Annotated in this window: 33 protein-coding genes and 1 riboswitch; of the genes, 12 read left to right on the plus strand and 21 right to left on the minus strand. The window is 55.9% G+C overall.

Annotation, left to right across the window (positions count from 1 at the left end; translation table 11 throughout):
- The first annotated feature begins 127 nt into the window (after positions 1 to 127).
- From V8L70_RS07650 to V8L70_RS07675, 6 genes are all read left to right on the plus strand, one after another.
- A complete protein-coding gene (locus tag V8L70_RS07650; protein WP_101147096.1) occupies positions 128 to 811 on the plus strand; it encodes a hypothetical protein in 684 nt (227 codons plus the stop codon).
- A 331-nt stretch (positions 812 to 1,142) separates the two neighbouring features.
- Positions 1,143 to 1,877: a metal ABC transporter ATP-binding protein gene (locus tag V8L70_RS07655; RefSeq protein ID WP_101147098.1), complete on the plus strand. Its 735-nt coding sequence runs from the start codon at positions 1,143 to 1,145 to the stop codon at positions 1,875 to 1,877.
- Entirely contained in the window at positions 1,861 to 2,751 is an 891-nt protein-coding gene (locus V8L70_RS07660) for a metal ABC transporter permease (RefSeq protein ID WP_101147099.1), read from the plus strand. Before V8L70_RS07655 ends, V8L70_RS07660 begins: the two co-directional genes overlap by 17 nt.
- Before the next feature lie 35 nt (positions 2,752 to 2,786).
- The gene (locus V8L70_RS07665) at positions 2,787 to 3,863 is read left to right on the plus strand and encodes a metal ABC transporter solute-binding protein, Zn/Mn family (RefSeq protein ID WP_101147100.1); all 1,077 of its coding nucleotides are present in this window, start codon (positions 2,787 to 2,789) and stop codon (positions 3,861 to 3,863) included.
- A 170-nt stretch (positions 3,864 to 4,033) separates the two neighbouring features.
- Complete coding sequence (gene ampC, locus V8L70_RS07670; RefSeq protein WP_431313164.1) at positions 4,034 to 5,170, plus strand: class C beta-lactamase; 1,137 nt, start codon at positions 4,034 to 4,036, stop codon at positions 5,168 to 5,170.
- Between the two features lie 156 nt (positions 5,171 to 5,326).
- Positions 5,327 to 5,992, plus strand: a complete 666-nt coding sequence (locus tag V8L70_RS07675) for a cupin domain-containing protein (RefSeq protein ID WP_101147102.1) — start codon at positions 5,327 to 5,329, stop codon at positions 5,990 to 5,992.
- 8 nt (positions 5,993 to 6,000) lie between these two features.
- On the opposite strand, the gene V8L70_RS07680 is transcribed toward V8L70_RS07675, so the two are convergent.
- Both V8L70_RS07680 and gloA read right to left on the minus strand, forming a co-directional pair.
- A complete protein-coding gene (locus V8L70_RS07680) occupies positions 6,001 to 6,369 on the minus strand; it encodes a DUF6164 family protein (RefSeq protein ID WP_101147103.1) in 369 nt (122 codons plus the stop codon).
- A gap of 9 nt (positions 6,370 to 6,378) precedes the next feature.
- Positions 6,379 to 6,915 (minus strand): lactoylglutathione lyase, encoded by a 537-nt coding sequence (gene gloA / locus V8L70_RS07685; protein WP_101147104.1) that lies wholly within the window; start codon positions 6,913 to 6,915, stop codon positions 6,379 to 6,381.
- A 244-nt stretch (positions 6,916 to 7,159) separates the two neighbouring features.
- Between gloA and V8L70_RS07690 the strand changes: the two genes are divergently transcribed.
- The 6 genes from V8L70_RS07690 to V8L70_RS07715 all read left to right on the plus strand — a co-directional run bounded on the left by V8L70_RS07690 (position 7,160) and on the right by V8L70_RS07715 (position 11,314).
- Entirely contained in the window at positions 7,160 to 7,504 is a 345-nt protein-coding gene (locus V8L70_RS07690; RefSeq protein WP_101147105.1) for a hypothetical protein, read from the plus strand.
- A 54-nt stretch (positions 7,505 to 7,558) separates the two neighbouring features.
- Positions 7,559 to 7,657: riboswitch (TPP riboswitch) on the plus strand.
- A gap of 23 nt (positions 7,658 to 7,680) precedes the next feature.
- Positions 7,681 to 8,490, plus strand: coding sequence for a hydroxyethylthiazole kinase (gene thiM, locus V8L70_RS07695; protein WP_101147106.1), 810 nt, complete (start codon positions 7,681 to 7,683; stop codon positions 8,488 to 8,490).
- Complete coding sequence (thiE, locus tag V8L70_RS07700) at positions 8,480 to 9,103, plus strand: thiamine phosphate synthase (protein ID WP_101147107.1); 624 nt, start codon at positions 8,480 to 8,482, stop codon at positions 9,101 to 9,103. The genes thiM and thiE overlap by 11 nt, the downstream gene beginning before the upstream one ends.
- Positions 9,100 to 10,020 carry a LysR family transcriptional regulator gene (locus tag V8L70_RS07705; RefSeq protein ID WP_101147108.1) on the plus strand — a complete coding sequence of 307 codons (921 nt, stop codon included), beginning with the start codon at positions 9,100 to 9,102 and terminating at the stop codon, positions 10,018 to 10,020. Before thiE ends, V8L70_RS07705 begins: the two co-directional genes overlap by 4 nt.
- A gap of 64 nt (positions 10,021 to 10,084) precedes the next feature.
- Complete coding sequence (locus V8L70_RS07710; protein WP_101147144.1) at positions 10,085 to 10,519, plus strand: DoxX family protein; 435 nt, start codon at positions 10,085 to 10,087, stop codon at positions 10,517 to 10,519.
- Between the two features lie 57 nt (positions 10,520 to 10,576).
- Positions 10,577 to 11,314: a DODA-type extradiol aromatic ring-opening family dioxygenase gene (locus V8L70_RS07715; RefSeq protein ID WP_101147109.1), complete on the plus strand. Its 738-nt coding sequence runs from the start codon at positions 10,577 to 10,579 to the stop codon at positions 11,312 to 11,314.
- 8 nt (positions 11,315 to 11,322) lie between these two features.
- On the opposite strand, the gene V8L70_RS07720 is transcribed toward V8L70_RS07715, so the two are convergent.
- The 19 genes from V8L70_RS07720 to rplN form a co-directional block, all read right to left on the minus strand.
- The gene (locus tag V8L70_RS07720) at positions 11,323 to 12,198 is read right to left on the minus strand and encodes a DMT family transporter (protein WP_232774935.1); all 876 of its coding nucleotides are present in this window, start codon (positions 12,196 to 12,198) and stop codon (positions 11,323 to 11,325) included.
- Positions 12,199 to 12,329: 131 nt separating this feature from the next.
- Positions 12,330 to 13,721: a D-alanyl-D-alanine carboxypeptidase gene (locus V8L70_RS07725; protein WP_101147146.1), complete on the minus strand. Its 1,392-nt coding sequence runs from the start codon at positions 13,719 to 13,721 to the stop codon at positions 12,330 to 12,332.
- Positions 13,722 to 13,983: 262 nt separating this feature from the next.
- Positions 13,984 to 14,370: a 50S ribosomal protein L17 gene (rplQ, locus tag V8L70_RS07730; RefSeq protein ID WP_008959150.1), complete on the minus strand. Its 387-nt coding sequence runs from the start codon at positions 14,368 to 14,370 to the stop codon at positions 13,984 to 13,986.
- A gap of 39 nt (positions 14,371 to 14,409) precedes the next feature.
- Positions 14,410 to 15,405, minus strand: a complete 996-nt coding sequence (locus tag V8L70_RS07735; RefSeq protein WP_008959151.1) for a DNA-directed RNA polymerase subunit alpha — start codon at positions 15,403 to 15,405, stop codon at positions 14,410 to 14,412.
- A gap of 98 nt (positions 15,406 to 15,503) precedes the next feature.
- Complete coding sequence (gene rpsD, locus V8L70_RS07740; RefSeq protein WP_008959152.1) at positions 15,504 to 16,124, minus strand: 30S ribosomal protein S4; 621 nt, start codon at positions 16,122 to 16,124, stop codon at positions 15,504 to 15,506.
- 12 nt (positions 16,125 to 16,136) lie between these two features.
- The gene (rpsK, locus tag V8L70_RS07745; RefSeq protein ID WP_007111985.1) at positions 16,137 to 16,523 is read right to left on the minus strand and encodes a 30S ribosomal protein S11; all 387 of its coding nucleotides are present in this window, start codon (positions 16,521 to 16,523) and stop codon (positions 16,137 to 16,139) included.
- 39 nt (positions 16,524 to 16,562) lie between these two features.
- Positions 16,563 to 16,919, minus strand: coding sequence for a 30S ribosomal protein S13 (gene rpsM / locus V8L70_RS07750; protein ID WP_007111986.1), 357 nt, complete (start codon positions 16,917 to 16,919; stop codon positions 16,563 to 16,565).
- A gap of 123 nt (positions 16,920 to 17,042) precedes the next feature.
- Entirely contained in the window at positions 17,043 to 17,156 is a 114-nt protein-coding gene (gene rpmJ, locus V8L70_RS07755) for a 50S ribosomal protein L36 (RefSeq protein WP_008959154.1), read from the minus strand.
- Between the two features lie 66 nt (positions 17,157 to 17,222).
- Positions 17,223 to 18,554, minus strand: coding sequence for a preprotein translocase subunit SecY (secY, locus tag V8L70_RS07760; RefSeq protein WP_101147110.1), 1,332 nt, complete (start codon positions 18,552 to 18,554; stop codon positions 17,223 to 17,225).
- Complete coding sequence (gene rplO / locus V8L70_RS07765) at positions 18,555 to 18,989, minus strand: 50S ribosomal protein L15 (RefSeq protein ID WP_101147111.1); 435 nt, start codon at positions 18,987 to 18,989, stop codon at positions 18,555 to 18,557.
- Between the two features lie 3 nt (positions 18,990 to 18,992).
- Positions 18,993 to 19,175 carry a 50S ribosomal protein L30 gene (gene rpmD / locus V8L70_RS07770; RefSeq protein WP_008959157.1) on the minus strand — a complete coding sequence of 61 codons (183 nt, stop codon included), beginning with the start codon at positions 19,173 to 19,175 and terminating at the stop codon, positions 18,993 to 18,995.
- Positions 19,176 to 19,181: 6 nt separating this feature from the next.
- Entirely contained in the window at positions 19,182 to 19,682 is a 501-nt protein-coding gene (gene rpsE, locus V8L70_RS07775; RefSeq protein WP_007111990.1) for a 30S ribosomal protein S5, read from the minus strand.
- An 11-nt stretch (positions 19,683 to 19,693) separates the two neighbouring features.
- Positions 19,694 to 20,044: a 50S ribosomal protein L18 gene (rplR, locus tag V8L70_RS07780; protein ID WP_008959159.1), complete on the minus strand. Its 351-nt coding sequence runs from the start codon at positions 20,042 to 20,044 to the stop codon at positions 19,694 to 19,696.
- Between the two features lie 9 nt (positions 20,045 to 20,053).
- Positions 20,054 to 20,584, minus strand: a complete 531-nt coding sequence (gene rplF, locus V8L70_RS07785; RefSeq protein ID WP_101147112.1) for a 50S ribosomal protein L6 — start codon at positions 20,582 to 20,584, stop codon at positions 20,054 to 20,056.
- 9 nt (positions 20,585 to 20,593) lie between these two features.
- On the minus strand, positions 20,594 to 20,986 hold the full coding sequence (gene rpsH, locus V8L70_RS07790; RefSeq protein ID WP_008959161.1) for a 30S ribosomal protein S8: 393 nt from the start codon (positions 20,984 to 20,986) through the stop codon (positions 20,594 to 20,596).
- Between the two features lie 32 nt (positions 20,987 to 21,018).
- Entirely contained in the window at positions 21,019 to 21,324 is a 306-nt protein-coding gene (gene rpsN / locus V8L70_RS07795; RefSeq protein WP_008959162.1) for a 30S ribosomal protein S14, read from the minus strand.
- 10 nt (positions 21,325 to 21,334) lie between these two features.
- Positions 21,335 to 21,874: a 50S ribosomal protein L5 gene (gene rplE, locus V8L70_RS07800; protein WP_007111995.1), complete on the minus strand. Its 540-nt coding sequence runs from the start codon at positions 21,872 to 21,874 to the stop codon at positions 21,335 to 21,337.
- Positions 21,875 to 21,892: 18 nt separating this feature from the next.
- Entirely contained in the window at positions 21,893 to 22,207 is a 315-nt protein-coding gene (rplX, locus tag V8L70_RS07805) for a 50S ribosomal protein L24 (protein WP_007111996.1), read from the minus strand.
- A 14-nt stretch (positions 22,208 to 22,221) separates the two neighbouring features.
- On the minus strand, positions 22,222 to 22,593 hold the full coding sequence (gene rplN, locus V8L70_RS07810; protein WP_008959163.1) for a 50S ribosomal protein L14: 372 nt from the start codon (positions 22,591 to 22,593) through the stop codon (positions 22,222 to 22,224).
- Between the last annotated feature and the right edge of the window lie 25 nt (positions 22,594 to 22,618).

Consider the following 22,618-nt stretch of genomic DNA (forward strand, 5'->3'; position numbering starts at 1 on the left):
CTAATCATTCTTTATGAGCAAACACCATGAATCTTAGTCATACTTCGCTTCGTGTTATTCCACGCTAGCCAGCCGCGAACGCCGTGCTACGCTTAGCGCTATTGATCCCGTTAATAGGCACTTCCTTATGCATGCTTTTCGTCTTCTCTCCGCGCTGGTTACGACGCTGGTGATTGCCCTACCTGTCTCTTTGCAGGCCCACGCACAAACCCAGGCTCAAACCGGCGGGCAGTGGAGTGAGTACGATGATGTGTTTGAGGATGGCGCGCGCCATGCGCATGTTTGGCAGTGGGGCTGGACAGGCATTTACGGCACTAGCCTGGCAGTGAATGCGTACCAGTCGAGTGAGGCAAACGACGCGGATGACCGTTTTGATGCGCGAGTGGGGGTGGTGAAATCTGCGCTGGCGCTGGGCGGTATGCTGACCGACCGCCAGCCGCACCCGGCGGCGTTGGCCGAATATGAGCGTTTGAAAGCCAGCGGCGAGCTAAGCGGTGTGCAGGCGTTGGGGTTACAGCTTTCCCAGGCGGAACGTGAGCGGCGCGGCTGGGGCGCTCGCGTGGGCTCATTGGTGGTTAATGGTGTGGCGGGGGCGGTAATTGCTGCCGATGGTCGTGAAAGCGATGGCGCCATCAACTTCGCGACGGGCATGCTGGTCAACGAGCTACAGATTTGGACACAGCCGAATCAGGCGACCTCTGCGATTAATCGCTTCCAACCCGCTAATCTATCGCTGGGTCCGATGACTATTCCTGGTGAATATGCACTCCATGTAGGGCCACAGCAGCTTGGTGCTACCTGGCGCTACTAGGTTTTTACGCCAACTGCCTGCGCCAATCTCCCCCACTTATTTGTGACTCTAAAAAGCGCTGTCGGCAGTTTTCGGCTAGCGCTTTTTCGTTGTCAGCGCGGCATTAACGCGTAAAATATTCAGCAATTTTTTGGCTTTTCCAAATGTTATGTTATAACCTATTTGAAATTACACGAGGCCGCCTGATGAGTGAGCATACGCACCGCCATAACAAGGAAGGTCCTTGTCACTTCTCCTTGATGTCATTATCGGCTGTTAAACGGCTGTTGTTTGTCACCGTGCCGTTGTTGGTGCTTTGGTGTTTGGTGGTTTGGGCTGGTGGGTGGCTAGGATGAGTCAGCGCTCTTTATCACGCTGTCAGTTGCATAATCTGCATTTGGCTCAAGCGCGCCGCACGGTGCTTGAACACCTTGAGGGCGACTTTCAACCGGGCGCCATTACCGCGCTGATCGGCGCTAACGGGGCCGGTAAAAGCACGCTGATTCAGGCGATTATGGGTGAACTGCGGCCGATTAACGGTGAAGTGGTTTGTACGGTACCCAAAGAGCGCCGGGCGTGGCTGCCCCAACAGTTGGCGTTAGACCTGACCTTCCCGATGAGTGTGGAAGAGCTGGTGATGACTGGCAGTTGGCCCAGCCACGGCGCGTTAACCGGCTACTGTGCAGCGCACTATCGCAAGGGTCGCGAGATCATGGCGCGGCTGGGGATCTCGCACTTGGCCCACCGCCCCTTGGGCGAGCTTTCCGGTGGTCAGCGCCAGCGCGCACTGATCGGCCGCACACTGATGCAGGAAGCCGAACTGCTGCTGCTTGATGAGCCGTTTGCCAACGTGGATAGCGAGACCGTGGATATTTTGATCCGCATCCTGCGCCAGATGGCGGACGACGGCGCGACGATTATTGTCGTGCTCCACGATATGGATCACCTGCAACGCTTGGCCGATGAAGTGTTGATGCTAAACGGCGGCCATGGCCGTTGGGTCGCGCCGAGTGCGCTTACTGATCACCATTCACCCGCGCAAGTGGTGCCGTTTACTCTCGGAGGTCGTCATGCTGGATCTGCTTAATGCGTGGCTGATCAGCCCCTTCGATTACGGCTTTATGCGCCGTGCGGTGGTGGGTGGTTTGGCGCTTTCGCTGGCCGCCCCGCCGCTGGGAGTGTTTTTGGTGCTGCGCGGCATGAGCCTGATTGGTGACGCCATGGCCCACGCCATTCTGCCGGGCGTTGCGCTGGGGTTCCTGCTGGCAGGGTTTTCGCTGCCGATCATGAGCATTGGCGGGGTACTGTTTGGCTTAATGGTCGCGCTGCTGGCAGGGGCGGTCTCAAAAATGGGCGGCCAGCGCGAAGATGCCGCCATGGCGAGCTTCTTTATCATTTCGCTGGCCGCCGGTGTCATGCTGATTTCGATTGGCGGCAGCAGTGTAGATCTTACCCATGTGCTGTTTGGCTCGATTCTGGCAATCAACTCCACCGCGCTACTACTGATTGCAGGCATCAGCACGCTGATTGTGGTGACGCTGGCCATCGTGTTTCGCGCATTAGTGGTGGAGTGTTTAGACCCGCTGTTCTTACGCGGCCAAAGCCGCCGTAGCGGTTGGGTGCACAGCGTGTTTTTGGGGTTACTGGTGCTGAACTTAACCGCCGGCTTTCAAACCCTGGGCACGCTAATGGCGGTGGGCTTGATGATGCTGCCTGCTACCTCCGCACGCTTTTGGAGTAAACGGCTTGAGGGGTTGATCGGCATCGCGATTGTACTGGCCATGGTGGCGAGTACTGGCGGCCTGCTGCTCTCTTTCCATCTGGATATTCCTTCTGGCCCGAGCATTATTCTGCTGGCCGGGGCGGGGTATCTGTTTTCGGCCCTGTTTGGTCGCTATCACAGCTTGGCAGCCAAGCTGCGGCGTAAGACAACGCCATTGGCCGTGGAGCAAGGGTCTTAATCGTCCCTATTTATACTTATCGTAAGGAGTGTTGCATGTCGCTTGCCTATTTATCCTATCGGCCGTCGCGCTGGTTAGTGGGTGTTTCCGCCCTGCTGGCACTGCCTGCCGCTATCGCTGATGAACGCGTTCAGGTGGTGACCAGTTTCTCGATACTGGCGGATATGGTGGAAAACGTAGGCGGCGAGCATGTTGAGGTGACCTCGCTGGTGGCTGCCGACGGCGATGCCCACGTCTACTCCCCCAGCCCCGGAGACGCCCGCTCTCTAGCGAACGCGGATTTGGTGGTGTTCAACGGTCTGCTGTTTGAGGGCTGGATGGAGCGTTTGATTAGCGCCAGCGATTATTCAGGTGCACTGGTCACCGCGACGGATGGCGTTGAACCACTCTCTTTCGCTGAGCATGAAGACCATGACGAGCACGGCCATGAGGAGCATGGGCATGACCAGCACGCTCACGAAGAGCAGGATCATGAAGAGCATGGGCATGACGACCACGCCGATCACGACCATGGTAATGAAGACCCGCACGCTTGGCAGGATATGCAGCAAGCCGAGGTGTATGTCGCCAATATTCGTGACGGTTTAATCGCCGCGGATGCCGATAACGCCGATGCTTACCGCGCCAATGCGGAGCAGTATTTACAGGAAATGGTCGAGGTAGACGCCGAGATTCGTGCGCTAATTGATGAGATTCCGGCTTCCACCAGCGTGATTACCGGCCACGACTCCTTTGGCTACTTTTCCAGCGCTTACGGGGTGAACTTTCTCTCTCCGGTGGGGCTTTCGACCGAAGCCGACCCCAGTGGCGCCAGCATGGCCGCGCTAGTGGATGTGATTGCGCAGGAGAACGTACAGGCGCTGTTTCATGAGAACATGACCAATCAGTCGATCATCAACCAGCTCGCCGAAGAGACCGGCCTGCCGATCGCCGGTACGCTTTACGCCGATGCATTGACCGCAGAAGGCGAAGCCAGCACTTACCTGGGCATGATGCGCCACAATGCCCGTGTGCTGCATGATGCGTTAGCAGAGCCCGGATATATAAAGCCCGGTCATGACGATCATGAGCGTGACCACGATGACCATGACCACAGTGAGCATAATCACTAAGCCGATAGGGTTATAAACGCTGCTCACGTCGTGATAGATATGAGCAGCCATATCACCAATCATCTTTATCACGCTCTTTGCGGCTGGCCATACCCCTAACTTACTTGCCGCACCCACTACCACAGGATCTTGGTATGCGTAAGTTAGTAGCGGTAACAACCTCCTTTCTCATGACCAACTCACTCCTGCTCGGCAGCGCTGCCTGGGCGCTTGAAACAGCCGATAGCGACGCAGTTGAAGCGCTGGTGAACGAGACTATCGCCCCACTGATGGATGAGCACCGCATCCCGGGCATGGCGGTCGCGCTGAGCATCAACGGCCAGCAGCACTACTTTAATTATGGCCTCGCCAATCAAGAAGCGGGGATTCCGGTCGCCGATGAGACGCTGTTCGAGCTGGGCTCCATCAGTAAGATTTTCACTGCGGCGTTAACAGGCTACGCGCAGGCCAGCGGTGCGCTTTCGCTTTCCGACGCGGCCAGCGAGCACCTGCCTGCCCTTGAAGGCAGTGCCTTCGATGAGATCACATTGCTGGAATTGGGCACTTACACCGCGGGTGAACTGCCGCTGCAGTTTCCCGAGGCGGTTAACAACGAAGCGGCAATGGTCGACTACTATCGCCAGTGGCAGCCTGAATCCACGCCTGGCAGTCATCGGCTCTACTCCAACCCGAGCATAGGGCTGATGGGGTATTTAACCGCCCAACGTCTCGGAAAGCGTTATGCAGCATTGATGGAGGAACATCTCTTCTCACCGTTAGGGCTTGACCACAGTTTTTACCAAGTGCCTGAAGCACAGCAGGCGCACTACGCTTACGGTTACTCGAAAGAAGATGAGCCGATTCGGGTGAACCCCGGCGTATTGGATGCTCAGGCTTACGGCTTGAAATCAACTGCTGCAGATGTGCTCACTTTTGTGGAAGCCCACATGAATGACTCAGCGCTGGAAGCCCCCCTACGCCAAGCCCTGACGGCCACGCGCACGGGGTACTTTGAGGTCGGCAATATGACCCAGGGGCTGGGCTGGGAAAGCTACGCCTACCCAGTAACGCTTGAGCAGCTGCTGGCAGGTAACTCACTTGAGATGATATTAGAGCCCAACCCTGCCAACCGCTTAACGCCCCCTTTAGCCCCTCGGCAAGAGGCGCTTTATAACAAGACCGGCTCAACCAACGGCTTTGGCGGCTATGTGGCTTTTGTGCCCAGCGAGCAGATCGGCATTGTGATGCTGGCTAACCGTAACTACCCCAATGGTGCCCGCATAGAAGCAGCGCACCAACTGCTTACCGCACTGGCAGAAGCCCACTGAGTCTCTCTCGCTTAAAACAGTCTAATGCCGCCGTTGGCGGCATTTTTTATGGCATCATCGCTAAGATCAAACAACCTAAAGTTGCATTTTTCGCTGTCAATAAGGAGACTATTACTCCTCCCCGATACTTACCTTCACTGCGAAGAGCCCTTTCCCATGCGTCTAAACGCCGATTTTAGCCACTTTGCCTGTGTTACCCCGGAAGAGTATCAGTGGGTCGATTCCCCCAGTGCGGGGGTCGAGCGCATGATGTTTGACCGAATTGGTGATGAAGTTGCCCGTGCCACCAGTCTTGTTCGCTACGCGCCTAATACGCAATTTGAGCGGCATACCCACGGCGGCGGCGAAGAGATCCTGGTGTTGGAAGGCGTGTTCGCCGATGAGCATGGGCGCTACCCAGCCGGCAGCTACTTACGAAACCCCATCGGTACCGGCCACACGCCACAGATTGGCGAGGAAGGCGCGCTGATTTTTGTCAAACTGCACCAGTTTGACCCCAACGACACGCTCCAGCTGGCGGTACCTGCGCATCGGCTTCCCTGGCAGCCGGATCGTCGCCCGCGCATTGCCTACAAGATGCTGCACACCTACAAGCAGGAGCGCACCAGCCTGGAACGGTGGTCGGCGGGCACCTCCATCACTTACCCCACGCTGCTGGGCGGCCTGGAGTTTTTGATTCTTGAAGGCAGCCTAAGCGATAGCGAGCATAGCTACACGGCGGGCACCTGGTGTCGCTACCCCAGCGGCGCAGCCCCTGCACTCACCGCCGGTGAAAATGGCGTGATGATGTACCTCAAACGCGGTCATCTGCCGCCCGCATAGCTTAGTGCTTAGCTTCGTGATAAGCCCAGAAACGGCAGCAGCGTAAGAGCCGCAATAAGCCCCACGGCTAACAGCACCAGCACCACCTGCAGCGGGTGAGCGGCCAAGCGATGCCACAATGTTTCCGCGTCGCCCCGCTCAACCGCTGCTTGATGCTCACGCTGGACGCGGTCAAGGCGCTCCGCCTGATAGGCGTCTAGCGCGGCGATAGCCGCATCATGCTGATGTGGATTACGTAGCCAGATAGCATCGACCCCCAGGCGGAAAAAGCCCGCCTGGGTTTCATAGGTATCAAAGCCATGGTCGGCCAACAGGTCACGCACTTCCATGGCCTCTTCGTCGGTAACGTGGCGCAGCCGGAACAGTAGTTCAGCCATTGGCGTGCCTCATGCGTCGCTTTTACCCGCCATCAGGTCTGCCTGAATTACTTCGATCCAGTAGCCATCCGGGTCCTTAACGAAGATAACATCCTTCATTTTGCCCTGATCAGCGCGTTTTACGAAGGTGACGTCGTGCTCGTCAAACCATGCCTGTGCCGCTGCCAAATCCGGCACGTTAAAGCAGATGTGCCCAAAGCCCTGGGGCTCGGCATTGCCATCGTGATAGGCGAAATCTTCCTGGTTTTCAGTCCCCCAGTTGTGGGTCAATTCCAACAGCCCCTTCTGGCTAAACGTCCATACGGTACGCGCGTCAGTCTCTTCCGGCACGCTGTCGCTCGGCTCCACGTTGGCTAAAAAGTAGAGCGAGAACTGCATCTCCTCGAAATCCAGCCGCCGCAGTACCTGCATGCCAAACACTTTTGAGTAGAACGCCAGCGCCCGCTCGGGGTCTTTGACCCGCAGCATGGTGTGGTTTAAACGGAATCCTTGGGTTTGAGGCGGTGTATCGACGACACCAGGATGCTGCTCACCTTGAAAACTCATCACGCTCTCCTGTCGCTAATACTGTTCATTGACTCTATTGAGCCTCACATACCGCTTACCATGGGGGCTTTATTGCCAGAATGCTAGCCCTTACAAGCACGTAGGCAGTGTCGTATCGGGGCACCGGTAAGCGCACTAGCAATCCTAAACAAAAACCCTACACTTATTATCCATAAGATTTACAAAAGAAGTTCCCGCCACATGATCGATGCCCCTGATTGAGGGCGTCCTTCAGGAGGTTTTTATGACTGCGATTGATATGACGCTGGGTGATCACTTAACCCTCAAGCAACTTTCCAATGCGCTTCACAACGGCTTTTCGCCCATTGTTGAAGTGGAGTCGATGGATGGGATTTACAGAGTGCGCTTTCATCACGCTAACGGCGTGTCTGACCTCAGTGATAACAAAGGGCACGTCAGTACTTTTCTCGGCACGGGTGAAATCCGCGATACCTTAGGCCAACTTGGCTTGACCCACGGCGTGCTGACCTTCGCTGACCAGTGCGGTGACGAAATGATTGGGATAGAGGGGAAAGCCATAACGCCTGACGAGATGCTCACCTACGGCACGCGTATTTCGTTTCGTTAGATTGCCATCGTCTGTATCCAGGGGTTTACAGGGCTACTCCAGGCAAGGATAGTAAGCGCTCGACAGGGGCGCCCTCCGTTACGGTTGGGCTGAGACGCACCCTTTGAACCTGAACCGGATAACACCGGCGTAGGGAGTCATGGTACCGCTTACCACCTCCCCGCCGGGAGGATGCTATGACCCTACCTCCGCTTGGCGATTACCTTGCAACGCTGCGCGCAGTGACACCGTTAGTCCATTGCATGACCAATTATGTCGCCATGAACAGCACGGCCAACCTGTTGCTAGCCACGGGCGCGTCACCCGCAATGCTGCATGCTCCAGAGGAAGTGGCAGAGTTCACCGCTATTTCTGCCGGGCTGTCGATCAACATTGGTACCATCTCTGCCCACTGGGCGGACGCGATGTTGACCGCAGCGGCCACCGCCAGCCAGCACTCGATTCCCTGGGTATTAGATCCTGTCGCCGTTGGCGCGACCCGCTATCGACAATCGCTGTGCACGCGGTTACTCGCGTTAAAGCCTAGCGTGATTCGTGGCAATGCCTCTGAAATTCTGGCGCTTAATGGGTTAGCCAACCAAGGCCGCGGCGTGGACTCGACAGCTGCCGCCGACCAAGCCATAGACGCAGCGATAGCGCTAGCGCAAAAACATGGCTGCGTTGTCGCGATGACCGGTGAAAGCGACTGGGTGACGAATGGCACACAGCACTATCGTATTAACGGTGGCCACCCCTTAATGCCCCGTGTCACAACGTTAGGCTGCGGCCTTAGCGCACTGGTCACCGCCTTTGTTGCGGCCAACCGTGAAGCCCCGCTGGAAGCCACCGCCGCGGCGCTAGGCTGCTTTGCCGTCGCTGGCGAGCGGGCGGGCAGTACTGCTCAGGGCCCAGGCAGTTTCCAAGTCGCTCTGCTGGATGCGCTTTATCAACTTACCCCTGACGACCTCTCTGCTCATACTCAGTTGGAGTCACTCCATGCCGTATGATCTATCGCTTTATTTGGTGACCGACACTGCGCTTTGCGACGATTATGGCCTAGAGCAGACGGTTGAAGCAGCGGTAAGAGGTGGTGTGACCATCGTGCAGCTACGCGATAAGCATGCCAGCGATGAACAGATGGTTACTCAGGCCAAGCGGCTAAAAGCACTGCTGGCAGGCACCGGGGTGCCGCTCATCATTAACGACCGTTTACAGGTAGCGCTAGAGAGTCAGGCAGATGGCCTGCATGTCGGTCAGAGCGATGCCGCTGTTCAGGAAGCACGCCGAGCGCTAGGTGAACAGGCGATTATTGGCCTGTCGATCAATACCCTCGCTCAGCTCCAAGCGGCGCCCATGGCGTTAATTGATTACGTTGGCATTGGGCCCGTGTTTGCAACAGTGAGCAAACAGGACCACGCCCAGCCTATCGGCTTTGGCGGCTTGGCTTCGCTGGTCAAAGCGTGCCCACTGCCCAGCGTGGCGATTGGTGGGTTGAAAGCTGAGCATGCCATTAGTGTGCAGCGGGCGGGAGCGAACGGATTAGCGGTGATTTCAGCCATTTGCGGCCAACCCGATCCTTTCCAGGCGGCACGCGCCTTTCAGGTCGCTGCTGCGTCATGAACCAAATAGAGCATATCGTTGCTTTCGTGCGAGTCGCCGAGCTGGGTAGCTATACCCGGGCAGCTGAAGCACTCGATATTTCGCGTACCCGCGTGTCGCGTCAGGTCATGGCACTGGAGAAGGCACTCGGGGCGCGACTGATACAGCGCACTACGCGTCGCCTGCATCTCACGGAAGCAGGAGAGCGCTATTTAATGCGCGCCCAGGGTGTGCTGCAAGCGCTCGATGAAGCCGCTGCTGAAGTTGGCCAAGGTACCAGCGATGTGCGCGGCCGTTTACGCGTAAATGGGCCCATGAGTTTTGGTACCCGCTACTTAACGCCACTCGTCACCCAGTTTATGCTTACCCACCCGGCGCTTGACGTGCGCCTGGACCTTAATGACCGTCGCGTTGATCTACTTGAAGAGGGTTATGACGTGGCGATCCGTATCGGCAGCCTGCCCGACTCCAGCCTGGTGGCACGCCGCCTGACCCGCTGCCGTTTGCTGTTTTGTGCCTCCCCTGAGTATCTTGCCACCCACGGCGAACCCGTTAGCGTTAACGACCTTAATGAGCACCGCTGCCTGCGATATCGTAGTGGCCAGCAGAGCGCTGACTGGCAAATTGCTACGCAGTCTTTGACGGTTAATGGCCCACTGGAGAGCAATAATGGTGATGTACTGACCCAGGCTGCTGAAGCGGGCTTAGGCATCGCACAACAGCCCAGTTTTCTGGTCACGGAGAGTATTGTCAGCGGGCGGTTAGTGCCGATTTTAACCGACGAGCCCGCGGTGCGGCTCGACGTTCACGCGCTCTACCCTGCCCGGCGGTATCTGCCCGCCAAGGTGGAGCGCTTTATCGATCTGCTTACCGAGGCGTGGGGAGATCCACCTATTTGGGAACAGGCGATTGGATTGTCGCCTATTACGCAACAGTGATGTGCATAACGCGCTGATTATCTCACCCTGGCCTAGCTGTAAAGTAGCTCCATCAACCACACAGATGGAAGCTCCTCAAATGACGACTCAATCATCACTTACGGCCACTCCCTCTCTACAGCCTTATGCTATTACGCTTCTGCGCATCAGCCTCGGCGTTATGGCCCTCGCTCACGGTTTGCTCAAAGTGTTGGTATTTACCGTACCGGGTACGGTCGGCTATTTTGAGTCACTGGGTTTGCCGGGGGTCTTAGCCTACTTAACCATTGCTGCTGAAGTGGGCGGTGGGATAGCCCTTCTGCTCGGCGTATACACTCGCTGGGTAAGCCTAGCACTGGTACCGGTACTGCTGGGTGCCGCTTGGGTACACTTGGGTAACGGTTGGATGTTCTCGAATGCTGGTGGCGGTTGGGAATTCCCGGTGTTTTGGACGCTGGCCCTCATTACTCAAGCGGGTTTAGGAAGTGGTCACTGGGTGTTAAACCGTCGCTTCGCCTAACCTCATCACCGGCGCTTGCTCCACCGCAAGCGCCGGTACTACCGTGGAGATCTACCCATGTTACCTAGTCTATTTATTTCCCATGGTTCACCCATGCTGGCGCTGAATAAAACATCTGCCCATACGTTTCTGCGTGAACTTGGCAGTCAGCTCTCGCCTAAAGCGGTGGTAGTGGTTTCGGCGCACTGGGAGAGCAGCGAGCTACAGGTCAGTAGCAGCGCCAAACCGAAGACGATTCACGATTTTGGTGGCTTTCCGCAGGCGCTTTTTGATTTGCAATATGCCGCCCCTGGCGACCCTGAACTGGCTGAACGGCTGGCCGTGTTGTTGGGCGCCAAACCGGTAGAGCGCGGCTTCGACCATGGCGTTTGGGTGCCGCTCTCGCTAATGTTTCCAGACGCTAATGTACCTGTCGTTTCATTATCGCTGCCGGTGCGCTGGAGCAGTGCGCAGCTTGCGGCACTCGGTGAACAGTTATCGGTACTTCGGGATGAGGGCATTTTGGTTATCGGCTCGGGCAGCCTGACCCATAATCTATATGAACTGATGGCGCAAGATAGCCCAATGCCCGGTTGGGTAGATGAATTTGCGCGCTGGGTACACGATCACCTGATCGCCAATGACCGTGAGGCGTTGCTAAATTGGGAGAACGCCCCTAGCGCGCGGAAGAATCACCCCACGCCAGAGCACTTTCAACCCTTGCTGGTCGCGATGGGCGCTGGCGGTAACGCCACCCAGCTACACAACAGCGTGGAACACGGCGTACTGGCGATGGACGTTTACCAGTTCGCTTAAGCGTACTGCTAGGCAGTAGGGCGGCGTTTAAGGGTGGTGCGGCGGTCGTGATACGCGACCGCTAATCCGCTGCCCATAATCAGGGCGCTGCCCACCCAGACCCAGAGGTCGGGCATTTCCCCCCAAAACCACCAGCCGAGAAGCACTGCCCAAAGCATCGCCGTGTAATCAAACGGGGCGGCAATGGCGGCTGGGGCGTACCGAAACGCCAGGGTAATAAAGGCGGTCGCCGCAACGCCGAAGATTCCAGAAGTGAAAAAACCGACCCAGTGCCAGGGCTGGGGGGGTTGCCATACCCATGGCAGCGTTAAGCCGGTTACCACGAGTGGCACAAAAGTCATATAAAACAGCATTGCCCATAAGTGTTCACGGGCGCCGTAGCGACGTGCGGTAATCATCATCAACGCATAAAAGAGCGCCGCGGCGACCAGCACCAGCGCGCCTAGCTGGAAGGCATCACCGTTAGGGCGAACCACAATCAGCACACCCACAAACCCGACTAACGAGGCGATCAGTACCGGTGGGTCGATACGCTCTCCTAGCAAGGGCACCGACAGGAGGGTGACAAATAACGGTGCCACAAAGGCGATTGCCGTCGCTTCCGCCAGGGGCAACAGCGTTAATCCCCAGACGAAACAGACCATGGTGGCGGTATAGATCAAACCACGCAGCAAATGAACGCCTGGGCGTTTCGTCCGTAGTTTGCGTAAACCACCCGCAAAATGGGCAAGCAGCGCAATCATTGGTAGCGAGACTAAAGCACGGAAAAAAATAATCTGCAGCGGCGAATGTGTCTCGCCTAACCACTTGGAAACGGCGTCTCCCAGGGCGAGAAAAAGAACCCCCATACACATGCAGAGTATGCCCTTCAGTGAGGTGGTCACCGCTCTCTCCTTAGTTGTTGTTAGCCGGTAATCGCCAGCCAATTGCTTAAAAGCAAAAACCCCGCCCAATAACGAGTGGCGGGGTGATACGCACTTGGGTCAGCGCTTGAACCAACGCCAGCTTAACCAGCTTACAAGCTGGCGTTAACGACCATACAGTCCATCCCCTGGGAGTGCAGTTCGCGACACGCTTGACGGGCGCGCTGTTCATCCAACGCCATTAAGCGAGCGCGGTAAACCGGGTTCTGGCCCTCTACGGTGTCGATAGCCACACGACCACCTAAACTTTGCGCAATACGCTGAGCCGCCTGTTGCGCCAATTGACGAGCCTGGGCCTCCTGGCTAAAGGCGCCTACCTGAACTCCCCAGCCGCCGCCTGTTTCATTGACAGACGCAAGCTGACGTTCGCGCTCAATAAAGGCCTGCAAAGGGTCGGGCTGCGGCATCTCGCTTTCAGGCGTGGGGCGCTGAACGCTGGTTATATCGGCCAACTGTTCTTCAAGGTCCACGGCGGGCGTTGAAGCGGCAGTGTTCGCGGAGGGCGAAAGCGTAGTCGTTTCTACGACGGCCAATAGCGGCTGACGTGGTTCAGGTGTTGGTGGGGAAACCGGCTGAGCGGGAGGGGCAAAGGCCATAAACTCTTGTGAAAAGGTGGTGTCGGCCACCCAGCTACGTTGATCACGTAGTGAAGCTCGCAAGAAGCTGCGGTCCAGCAAATTGGCCATATGGGTATCACGCGACTGAGATGAAAAACCGCCCATCACCACTGCCACTAATCGCCGATTACCGCGCACTGCAGTGGTCGCCACATTAAAACCAGACGCTCTAATAAATCCAGTTTTCAGCCCATCAGCGCCAGGATAATCACGCACCAGACGGTTGTGGCTGGTATGCCGTGTGCCGCGGTAGGTAAATTCCTGGAGACCGAAGTAGTGGTAGTACTGAGGGAAATCCTGCATTACGCGTACTGAGAGCGTCAACATATCCCGTGCGGTGGTGACTTGGCCGTCATCAGGCAAGCCAGAAGCATTGCGGAAGGTGGTCGCGTGCATGCCGAGCTCGCGCGCCTTGGTGGTCATCATCTGTGCAAAACGCGCTTCGCTACCGCCTAGTGCTTCGGCAACCACCGCGGCAACATCATTAGCCGAGCGAACCGCTAGCGCACGTATGGCCGTGTCGACGGGGATAGAACTACCTGCAGCAAGCCAGAGCTTGACGGCTGGCTTTGCTGCTGCAAAACGGGAAACCGGCAAGGGCTGATCTAAACGCAACGTGCCCGCTTCCAGCGCTTCAAAGGTCAAATACAGGGTCATCATTTTGGTCAGCGAAGCAGGATAACGCTGATCGTCAATATTTTCAGCGTAAAGGACTTCGCCATTATCCAAATCCACCACAATGCCTGCATAGCGTGGATTGTCGGCGTGAGCATTGGAGACCATTGCCAGCATGAGCAGCAAAACCACACTCAATGACCATACCGCTGATGCACCGCCAACGGCGATCTGTTTTACCCTCGCATACATACCTGCCCCTTGCTTGTTATCAACGTACTGTGACTGATCCATGGCCTCACTACCATGCCATATTCAAGGTGCAACGCAAGGCTTTCCCTGCTCTGCACGGCCATGCTAGGTACTTTTAATAATAAGCTGAGTATATACGGAGTTAGGCTTAGAAAAAGAGAAGTTACATACGTATCAAAAGAAGATGAATATATGCCATAAAAAAACCGACCCACTGAGGGGTCGGTTTTCGATCGCTACTAAAAAAACCTAGCGCAGAAAATTACTCTTCTGCAGCGGCTTCTTCAACAACCGGACGGTCAACTAGCTCAACGAACGCCATAGGTGCGTTGTCGCCGGTGCGGAAACCGCACTTAAGAATACGGACGTAACCGCCCGGACGCTCGGCATAACGCGGACCTAGTTCGTTGAACAGTTTGCCGACGGCTTCTTTAGAGCGCGTGCGGGCAAATGCCAAACGACGGTTTGCAACGCTATCCTGCTTAGACAAGGTGATCAGCGGCTCGATAACGCGACGCAGCTCCTTGGCTTTAGGCAGGGTTGTCTTAATGACTTCATGCTCGACCAGCGAGACAGACATGTTCTTGAACATGGCCTGACGATGCGAGCTGGTGCGATTCAGATGACGACCACTCTTACGATGACGCATGGTTGTAATTCCTTACCAAACTGGGACTCAAGTCGACGCTCACGCGGAGGCTTTGTCGTCCTTCAGGCTTGCCGGAGGCCAATTTTCCAACCGCATGCCAAGGGACAAGCCGCGAGCCGCCAATACGTCTTTGATTTCATTCAAAGATTTCTTACCGAGATTCGGTGTCTTCAACAGCTCAACTTCTGTGCGCTGGATAAGATCACCGATGTAATAAATATTCTCGGCTTTTAGGCAGTTCGCGCTGCGAACGGTCAACTCAAGATCGTCTACGGGGCGCAATAGAATTGGATCAACATGATCCTCTTCCTCTTCGACTTCCTGTTCTTTATCAGCTTCCAGGTCGACGAAGGCGGCCAGCTGCTCTTGCAGGATGGTCGCACTGCGACGGATAGCCTCTTCCGGATCCAGGGTACCGTCGGTTTCCAGATCGATAATTAGCTTATCGAGATCGGTGCGCTGCTCAACACGAGCGGCTTCAACCGAGTAGGAAACACGGCGGACAGGGCTGAAGGTGGCATCCAGCTGCAGGCGGCCAATGGCACGGGTCTCTTCATCAGAGCCACGCGCGTCAGCCGGTTCGTAGCCACGACCCAGCGCTACCTTAAGCTGAATTTTCAGCTCGGCACCTTCATTGACATGAGCAATGATGTGGTCCGGGTTGACGATTTCGACGCTATGATCAAGCGCAATGTCGCCAGCGGTGACGACGGCTGGGCCCTGCTTGTTCAGCGTGAGCACCGCCTCATCGCGGCTGTGCATCTTGATCGCAACATCTTTCAAGTTCAGGAGGATTTCAATGACATCTTCCTGCACCCCTTCGAGCGCACTGTATTCATGCTCGACGCCAGCAATTTCAGCCTCTACCACGGCACAGCCGGGCATAGACGAAAGCAGAATGCGACGCAGTGCATTCCCCAGGGTGTGACCAAAGCCACGCTCGAACGGTTCGAGCACGATTTTGGCGTGATGTGCGCTGATTTCTTCGACCTTGATGTCGCGAGGACGTAGAAACTCTGTCACTGAACGCTGCATATGAACACCTTTCAGGCTGCCAAACGGATACTTGGTACTCGGTACGACCTGGCGCGGGCGTTACACCCGCACCAGGTTGACAAGAAACAGAAAACTGCTTACTTGGAGTACAGCTCGACGATCAGGTTTTCGTTGATGTCGGCAGACAGGTCACCGCGTTCAGGCAGAGCCTTGAAAGTGCCTTCCATCTTCTTGGCGTCGATTTCGATCCAAGCGATATCGCCACGGTTGGCCGCAATGGACAACGCGCTTTGAATACGTGCTTGGTTTTTCGCCTTTTCGCGAATGGAAACAACGTCACCCGGCTTCACTTGATAGGAAGCTACGTTAACGGTGCGGCCGTTCACGGAAATCGCCTTGTGGCTGACCAGCTGACGCGCTTCAGAGCGAGTCGAGCCGAAGCCCATGCGGTAGACGACATTATCCAGTCGGGATTCGAGCAACTGCAACAATACTTCACCAGTCGCGCCTTTCAGGCGAGCGGCTTCTTTGTAGTAGTTACGGAACTGTTTTTCGAGTACGCCATACATGCGACGTACTTTTTGCTTCTCGCGAAGCTGCAAGCCGTAGTCTGAAAGACGTTGACGACGCTGGCCGTGTACACCCGGGATTTGCTCGGATTTACACTTTTTCTCGAAGGGAGTCACACCACTCTTCAAAAAGAGGTCGGTGCCTTCACGACGAGACAGTTTGCACTTCGGTCCAATATAACGAGCCATGAATCTGTCTCCTTAAACGCGGCGTTTCTTCGGCGGACGGCAGCCATTATGGGGAATGGGCGTCGCGTCTACGATGCTTTGCACGCGGAAGCCGGCGGCATTCAGTGCACGCACGGCGGATTCACGACCGGGTCCTGGACCTTTAACCAGTACGTCTACGTTTTTCACACCATACTCGGCTGCAGCAGTTGCTGCACGTTCGCTTGCCACTTGAGCAGCGAACGGGGTGCTCTTGCGAGAACCACGAAAACCCGAACCACCGGCAGTCGCCCAAGAAAGAGCGTTGCCCTGGCGGTCTGTGATCGTCACGATCGTGTTGTTAAAAGAGGCATGGATATGCGCAATCGCGTCCACTACCTGCTTTTTAACCTTTTTACGGTTACTACGCGGGTTAGCCATGTTGATGTCTATTCCTGTCTTTACGCCAGAACGTGCGTGTTATTTGCGGATCGGCTTACGCGGGCCCTTACGGGTGCGCGCGTTAGTCTTAGTCCGCTGACCACGCAGCGGAAGACTACGACGATGACGCAGACCACGGTAGCAGCCTAAGTCCATGAGACGCTTAATGTTAAGCGTGACATCACGACGAAGGTCGCCTTCTACGGTGTACTTGCCAACTTCAGAACGCAGGGTGTCGACTTCTTCAGAAGACAGGTCCTGGATCTTGGCATTCATGGCAATACCGGCTGCTGCACAGATGTGCTCAGCACGGGTACGGCCAATCCCGAAGATATAGGTCAGCGAGATCGCCGCATGCTTGTTGTCCGGGATATTGACGCCTGCAATACGGGCCATCAGCTTACTCCGAAATTTGAGCGGCTTGCTCGTTTATTCATCTACAAAAGGCGCAACAGCATACCCCTTTTAGCGCCCTAAGGCAAGGGGTATGCTGGCACCGCTTAATACAACCCAGGGGGATTAACCCTGGCGTTGTTTGTGCCGTGGTTCGCTGCAGATGACGCGGACAGCGCCATTGCGACGAATGATCTTGCAGTTACGGCACATTTTCTTTACGGAAGCTCGAACTTTCATCGATCTTTCTCCAAAAACCGGCTCGCGGCACGCCCCCTCACTAACTTAATAGGGGTGGGCGGCGCCTCAGCGCATGATACCGCCGCTACCGTAGCCTTTCAGGTTGGACTTCTTCATCACTGAGTCATACTGATGCGACATGAGATGCGATTGCACCTGGGCCATGAAGTCCATGATGACCACGACTACGATTAACAACGAGGTACCGCCGAAGAAAAACGGCACGTTCCACGCCACAATCAAGAACTGGGGCATCAAGGAAACCGCAGTGATATACAAGGCACCGAACAGGGTCAGACGTGTCATGACCTTGTCGATATAGCGAGCGGTCTGCTCGCCGGGGCGAATGCCCGGCAGGAAAGCGCCTGACTTTTTAAGATTGTCAGCCACATCCTTGGGGTTGAAGACCAGCGCTGTGTAAAAGAAGCAGAAGAATACCACTGCCGCCGCGAAAAGCAAGATGTAAAGCGGTTGACCTGGGCCTAATGCCTGAGATGCACGCTGCAACCACTCCATACCTTCACCGGCACCTACCCACTGACCGATAGAGGCCGGGAAGAGCAGAATACTGGAGGCAAAAATCGCCGGAATAACGCCAGCCATGTTGACCTTCAAAGGCAGGTAGCTACTTTGCCCTGCATACATCTTATTGCCCACTTGACGCCGGGGGTAGTTCACCTTGAGGCGGCGTTGGCCACGCTCGATGAAAACCACGAAGGCGACAGTCGCAATACCTAACGCAGACAACGCTAACAGCGGCAGAACATTCCAGGCCCCTTCATTACGGGCAAGCTCGAAGGCTTGGCCCACGGCACTGGGTAGTCCAGCGACAATACCGGCAAAGATTAGCAGCGAAATACCGTTGCCAATGCCCTTCTCGGTAATCTGCTCACCTAGCCACATCATAAACACCGCGCCTGATACGAACGTAATCACGGCGGTGAAGTAGAAGCTAAAGTCAGCGCTGTACGCGATGCCTTGGCTAGCCAGGCCGACGGACATACCGGTTGCCTGGACAAATGCCAGTATCACCGTGCCGTAGCGGGTGTACTGGCTAATCTTGCGGCGGCCAGCCTCACCCTCTTTCTTGAGCTGCTCAAGATGAGGGGAGACCGCAGTCATGAGCTGCATGATAATCGACGCCGAAATATAGGGCATGATACCCAGGGCGAGGACACTCATGCGCTCCAGGGCGCCACCCGAGAACATGTTAAACATGCCTAGGATGGTTCCCTGTTGCTCCCTAAACAAGGCAGCAAGCTGGTCAGGATTGATACCGGGAACGGGAATGTGGGCACCAATACGGTACACCACGATGGCGAGGAGCACGAAGCGCAAACGCGCCCACAGTTCACTCAGACCGCTGCCCATCGCCGGCATTTTTCCTGACTTGGCCATTTAGTCCTCTACCTTGCCGCCAGCGGCTTCGATCGCTTCACGGGCACCTTTGGTGACCTTGATTCCGCGAACGGTAACCGCCGTTTTCAATTCGCCAGAAAGGATAATCTTCGCGTGTAGCGTAGCATCCTTCAGCACGTTGGCTTCTTTCAAAGATGCCATGGTGACTTCGCCACCGGCAACTTTAGCAAGCTCAGCCAGGCGTACTTCTTCAGAGACCAGCGACTTCGCAGACGTAAAGCCGAATTTCGGCAAACGACGCTGCAAAGGCATCTGACCGCCTTCGAAACCGGGCTTAACACTGCCGCCACTACGTGATTTCTGACCTTTGTGGCCACGGCCACCGGTCTTACCAAGACCGGAACCGATGCCACGACCCACACGCTTTGCAGCGTGTTTGGAGCCCGGAGCCGGGCTTAGGTTATTGAGTTTCATGGATTACTCTCCCTCAACGCGCACAAGGTAAGTTACCTTGTGGATCATGCCGCGTACGGCAGGGGTGTCTTCCAGTTCAACCGTATGACCGATGCGACGCAGGCCCAAGCCTTTCATAGTAGCCTTGTGCTTGGGCATAATGCCGATGGTGCTGCGGATCTGGGTAACCTTGATCGTTGCTGCCATGGTGCCTTACCCCGTGATCGCTTCGACAGACAGACCGCGCTTGGCGGCCACGTCTTCCGGTGCTTGCATGGAGGAGAGACCTTTAACAGTCGCTCGCACCACGTTAACCGGGTTGGTGGAACCGTAGCACTTGGCCAGTACGTCGTGGACACCGGCAAGCTCTAGTACAGAGCGCATGGCGCCACCGGCGATGATACCGGTACCTTCGGAAGCCGGCTGCATGTACACCTTGGAAGCACCGTGACGGGCTTTGACCGGGTACTGCAGCGTATGGCCAGCAAGGTTCACCTTGACCATGTTGCGACGAGCTTGATCCATCGCTTTCTGGATCGCGACAGGCACTTCACGTGCTTTGCCACGACCGAAACCGACACGACCTTTACCATCACCAACGACGGTCAGTGCGGTGAAGCCGAAAATACGACCACCCTTGACCACCTTGGCGACGCGGTTGACCTGCACTAACTTCTCTTGCAGATCACCGCTTTGCTGTTCGTTCTTCGCCATCGTAAAACCCTTTAGAATTCCAGGCCGCCTTCACGTGCGGCGTCGGCCAGCGCCTTGACGCGGCCGTGATACTTAAAGCCAGCACGGTCGAAGGCCACCTGGGTGATGCCTGCTTCTTTAGCGCGTTCAGCAATCAGAGCACCTACTTTAGAGGCCGCATCTGAGTTGCCGGTCGCACCCTCGCGCAGTGCTTTGTCCAGCGTAGAAGCACTGGCTAGCACTTTGCCACCATCCGGCGAGATAATCTGCGCATAGATGTGACGCGGGGTACGGTTGACGCACAGGCGATACACGCCCAGCTCGCGGATCTTCGCGCGAGCGCGGCGGGCACGACGGAGACGAGATTCTTTCTTCGCGTTCATAACCCTGCCTTACTTCTTCTTGGCTTCTTTGCGACGCACCTGCTCGTCGGCGTACCGTACACCCTTGCCTTTATACGGCTCGGGCGGACGGAAAGCGCGGATTTCCGCGGCGCACTGACCGAGCTGCTGCTTGTCCGCGCTTTTCAGCACGATCACGGTGTTCTTCGGCGTTTCCGCTGAGACACCTTCAGGCAGTTCGTAGTCGACCGGGTGCGAGAAGCCCAGTGAAAGATTGAGCGTCTGGCCCTTAGCTTGGGCACGATAACCGACGCCAACAATTTCGAGAGTTCGTGTAAAACCCTCGGATACGCCCGTTACCAGGTTCTGAACTAAGGCGCGGGTAGTACCGGCCATTGCCCAGCTCTTGGCAGACTCACTCGGGGCGAAGGTCAGCTGGCCATCTTCTTGATTAACCACTACATCAGAGTGGATCGTCATAGATAGCGTGCCCTGGCCGCCTTTGGCGGTCAGCTGGTCGGCATTGATTTTAATGTCAACGCCGGCAGGCACTTTAACCGGATATTTCGCTATGCGGGACATTCCAGCCTCCTAGAATACGGTGCAGATGACTTCGCCACCGACACCCGCTTGGCGCGCGGCACGATCGGTCATGACACCCGTTGACGTGGTGACAATCGCGATACCGAGACCATCGGCGACCTTAGGCAAGTTGTCCTTACCCATGTAACGGCGCAGGGACGGCTTGGAAACCCGCTGAATATGCTCAATGACCGGCTTACCCTCAAAGTACTTGAGAGTGATGGTTAGCTCAGGCTTAACACCTTCGGCAACCGTAAAGTCGGCAATGTAGCCTTCTTCCTTTAGCACTCGGGCCACTTGTACTTTCAGCTTGGAGGACGGCATGGTAGCCGTCTCCTTGGTGGCCATCTGCGCATTGCGGATACGGGTAAACATATCCGCCAGAGTGTCTTGCATGCTCATTTAATGTGCGCTCCTGATGATACTACGTGGCGTTACCAACTGGACTTTTTAAGACCAGGAACGTCGCCACGCATGGCGGCTTCACGCAGCTTGTTACGGCCGAGGCCGAACTTGTTGTAAAAACCGTGCGGACGACCGGTGATACGGCAGCGGTTACGCTGACGTACCGGGCTTGAGTCACGCGGCAATTGCTGCAGCTTCAGCGTCGCCTCGAAGCGGTCTTCCTCAGACGTGTTCACATCCGAGATGATTTTCTTAAGCTCTGCGCGCTTGGTGGCATACTTTGCCACCAGCTGCGTACGCTTAAGCTCACGCTCTATCATACTTTTCTTAGCCATGATCCAACCCTTATTTCTTGAAGGGGAAGTTCAGTGCGGTTAGTAGCGCACGACCTTCCTCGTCGGTTTTGGCGGTAGTAGTGATAGTGACGTCCAACCCTCGGATACGATCGATCTTATCATACTCGATCTCCGGGAAGATGATCTGCTCACGCACACCCATGGAGTAATTGCCGCGACCGTCAAAAGACTTCGGGTTAAGACCACGGAAGTCACGCACGCGGGGAATCGCGATGTAAACCAAACGGTCCAAGAAGTCCCACATGCGCTCAGCGCGCAGGGTCACCTTAATACCGATTGGCCAACCTTCACGTACCTTAAAGCCCGCGATGGACTTACGTGCCTTGGTCACCAACGGTTTTTGACCAGAGAGCTTCTCTAGATCGCCGATGGCATTGTCAATCAACTTTTTATCGTTGACTGCTTCGCCGATACCCATGTTCAGAGTCACTTTCGTGATCCGGGGTACCTGCATAACGTTGGCATAGCTGAACTCTTCTTTGAGTTGAGCTGCTACCTCGTTTTGATAACGTTCTTTCAAGTTCGCCATTTTGCTACCCGACTCGCGTTAGGCGTCGATCTGCGTCTGCGTCGACTTGTAGATACGTACCTTGGTACCGTCTTCCTTCACTTGGAAGCCGACGCGATCCGCCTTACCGGTCTCCGAATTGAAGATGGCTACGTTGGACGCGTGAATCGGAGCCTCACGCTCGACGATACCGCCCTGATTTCCCGCCATGGGATTTGGCTTGGTGTGACGTTTAATCATGTTCACACCGGACACCAAGAAGCGGTTTTCTAATACCCGCTTAACGGTGCCACGTTTGCCTTTATCCTTCCCGGCGATGACGATGACTTCATCGTCACGTTTGATCTTTTGCATATCCGCCTCGCTCCTTACAGCACTTCAGGCGCTAAGGAAATGATCTTCATGAACTTTTCATTACGAAGTTCACGAGTCACCGGCCCAAAAATACGGGTACCGATGGGCTGTTCGTTGGTGTTATTCAACAAAACTGCCGCATTTCCATCGAAACGGATGAGCGAACCGTCGGGACGACGGACGCCACTACGGGTCCGGACCACGACCGCTTTTAGCACCTGGCCTTTTTTGACCTTGCCACGCGGAATCGCTTCCTTAACCGTGACCTTGATGATATCACCAACGCGAGCGTAACGACGGTGTGATCCGCCTAACACCTTGATGCACTGCACCCGGCGCGCTCCGCTGTTGTCGGCGACATCCAGCATTGTCTGAGTCTGAATCATCGGTTTTCTCCAAACCTAATCTGAC

The organism is Vreelandella arctica (assembly GCF_037070215.1).
Taxonomy (GTDB): domain Bacteria; phylum Pseudomonadota; class Gammaproteobacteria; order Pseudomonadales; family Halomonadaceae; genus Vreelandella; species Vreelandella arctica.

What these genes read in the sequence shown, in the direction of transcription:
- V8L70_RS07650 (WP_101147096.1), top strand. Translation starts at nt 128, where the DNA reads ATGCATGCTTTTCGTCTTCTCTCCGCGCTGGTTACGACGCTGGTGATT.
- V8L70_RS07655 (WP_101147098.1), top strand. Translation starts at nt 1,143, where the DNA reads ATGAGTCAGCGCTCTTTATCACGCTGTCAGTTGCATAATCTGCATTTG.
- V8L70_RS07660 (WP_101147099.1), top strand. Translation starts at nt 1,861, where the DNA reads ATGCTGGATCTGCTTAATGCGTGGCTGATCAGCCCCTTCGATTACGGC.
- V8L70_RS07665 (WP_101147100.1), top strand. Translation starts at nt 2,787, where the DNA reads ATGTCGCTTGCCTATTTATCCTATCGGCCGTCGCGCTGGTTAGTGGGT.
- ampC (WP_431313164.1), top strand. Translation starts at nt 4,034, where the DNA reads ATGACCAACTCACTCCTGCTCGGCAGCGCTGCCTGGGCGCTTGAAACA.
- V8L70_RS07675 (WP_101147102.1), top strand. Translation starts at nt 5,327, where the DNA reads ATGCGTCTAAACGCCGATTTTAGCCACTTTGCCTGTGTTACCCCGGAA.
- V8L70_RS07680 (WP_101147103.1), bottom strand. Translation starts at nt 6,369, where the DNA reads ATGGCTGAACTACTGTTCCGGCTGCGCCACGTTACCGACGAAGAGGCC.
- gloA (WP_101147104.1), bottom strand. Translation starts at nt 6,915, where the DNA reads ATGAGTTTTCAAGGTGAGCAGCATCCTGGTGTCGTCGATACACCGCCT.
- V8L70_RS07690 (WP_101147105.1), top strand. Translation starts at nt 7,160, where the DNA reads ATGACTGCGATTGATATGACGCTGGGTGATCACTTAACCCTCAAGCAA.
- thiM (WP_101147106.1), top strand. Translation starts at nt 7,681, where the DNA reads ATGACCCTACCTCCGCTTGGCGATTACCTTGCAACGCTGCGCGCAGTG.
- thiE (WP_101147107.1), top strand. Translation starts at nt 8,480, where the DNA reads ATGCCGTATGATCTATCGCTTTATTTGGTGACCGACACTGCGCTTTGC.
- V8L70_RS07705 (WP_101147108.1), top strand. Translation starts at nt 9,100, where the DNA reads ATGAACCAAATAGAGCATATCGTTGCTTTCGTGCGAGTCGCCGAGCTG.
- V8L70_RS07710 (WP_101147144.1), top strand. Translation starts at nt 10,085, where the DNA reads ATGGAAGCTCCTCAAATGACGACTCAATCATCACTTACGGCCACTCCC.
- V8L70_RS07715 (WP_101147109.1), top strand. Translation starts at nt 10,577, where the DNA reads ATGTTACCTAGTCTATTTATTTCCCATGGTTCACCCATGCTGGCGCTG.
- V8L70_RS07725 (WP_101147146.1), bottom strand. Translation starts at nt 13,721, where the DNA reads ATGTATGCGAGGGTAAAACAGATCGCCGTTGGCGGTGCATCAGCGGTA.
- rplQ (WP_008959150.1), bottom strand. Translation starts at nt 14,370, where the DNA reads ATGCGTCATCGTAAGAGTGGTCGTCATCTGAATCGCACCAGCTCGCAT.
- V8L70_RS07735 (WP_008959151.1), bottom strand. Translation starts at nt 15,405, where the DNA reads ATGCAGCGTTCAGTGACAGAGTTTCTACGTCCTCGCGACATCAAGGTC.
- rpsD (WP_008959152.1), bottom strand. Translation starts at nt 16,124, where the DNA reads ATGGCTCGTTATATTGGACCGAAGTGCAAACTGTCTCGTCGTGAAGGC.
- rpsK (WP_007111985.1), bottom strand. Translation starts at nt 16,523, where the DNA reads ATGGCTAACCCGCGTAGTAACCGTAAAAAGGTTAAAAAGCAGGTAGTG.
- rpsM (WP_007111986.1), bottom strand. Translation starts at nt 16,919, where the DNA reads ATGGCCCGTATTGCAGGCGTCAATATCCCGGACAACAAGCATGCGGCG.
- rpmJ (WP_008959154.1), bottom strand. Translation starts at nt 17,156, where the DNA reads ATGAAAGTTCGAGCTTCCGTAAAGAAAATGTGCCGTAACTGCAAGATC.
- secY (WP_101147110.1), bottom strand. Translation starts at nt 18,554, where the DNA reads ATGGCCAAGTCAGGAAAAATGCCGGCGATGGGCAGCGGTCTGAGTGAA.
- rplO (WP_101147111.1), bottom strand. Translation starts at nt 18,989, where the DNA reads ATGAAACTCAATAACCTAAGCCCGGCTCCGGGCTCCAAACACGCTGCA.
- rpmD (WP_008959157.1), bottom strand. Translation starts at nt 19,175, where the DNA reads ATGGCAGCAACGATCAAGGTTACCCAGATCCGCAGCACCATCGGCATT.
- rpsE (WP_007111990.1), bottom strand. Translation starts at nt 19,682, where the DNA reads ATGGCGAAGAACGAACAGCAAAGCGGTGATCTGCAAGAGAAGTTAGTG.
- rplR (WP_008959159.1), bottom strand. Translation starts at nt 20,044, where the DNA reads ATGAACGCGAAGAAAGAATCTCGTCTCCGTCGTGCCCGCCGCGCTCGC.
- rplF (WP_101147112.1), bottom strand. Translation starts at nt 20,584, where the DNA reads ATGTCCCGCATAGCGAAATATCCGGTTAAAGTGCCTGCCGGCGTTGAC.
- rpsH (WP_008959161.1), bottom strand. Translation starts at nt 20,986, where the DNA reads ATGAGCATGCAAGACACTCTGGCGGATATGTTTACCCGTATCCGCAAT.
- rpsN (WP_008959162.1), bottom strand. Translation starts at nt 21,324, where the DNA reads ATGGCTAAGAAAAGTATGATAGAGCGTGAGCTTAAGCGTACGCAGCTG.
- rplE (WP_007111995.1), bottom strand. Translation starts at nt 21,874, where the DNA reads ATGGCGAACTTGAAAGAACGTTATCAAAACGAGGTAGCAGCTCAACTC.
- rplX (WP_007111996.1), bottom strand. Translation starts at nt 22,207, where the DNA reads ATGCAAAAGATCAAACGTGACGATGAAGTCATCGTCATCGCCGGGAAG.
- rplN (WP_008959163.1), bottom strand. Translation starts at nt 22,593, where the DNA reads ATGATTCAGACTCAGACAATGCTGGATGTCGCCGACAACAGCGGAGCG.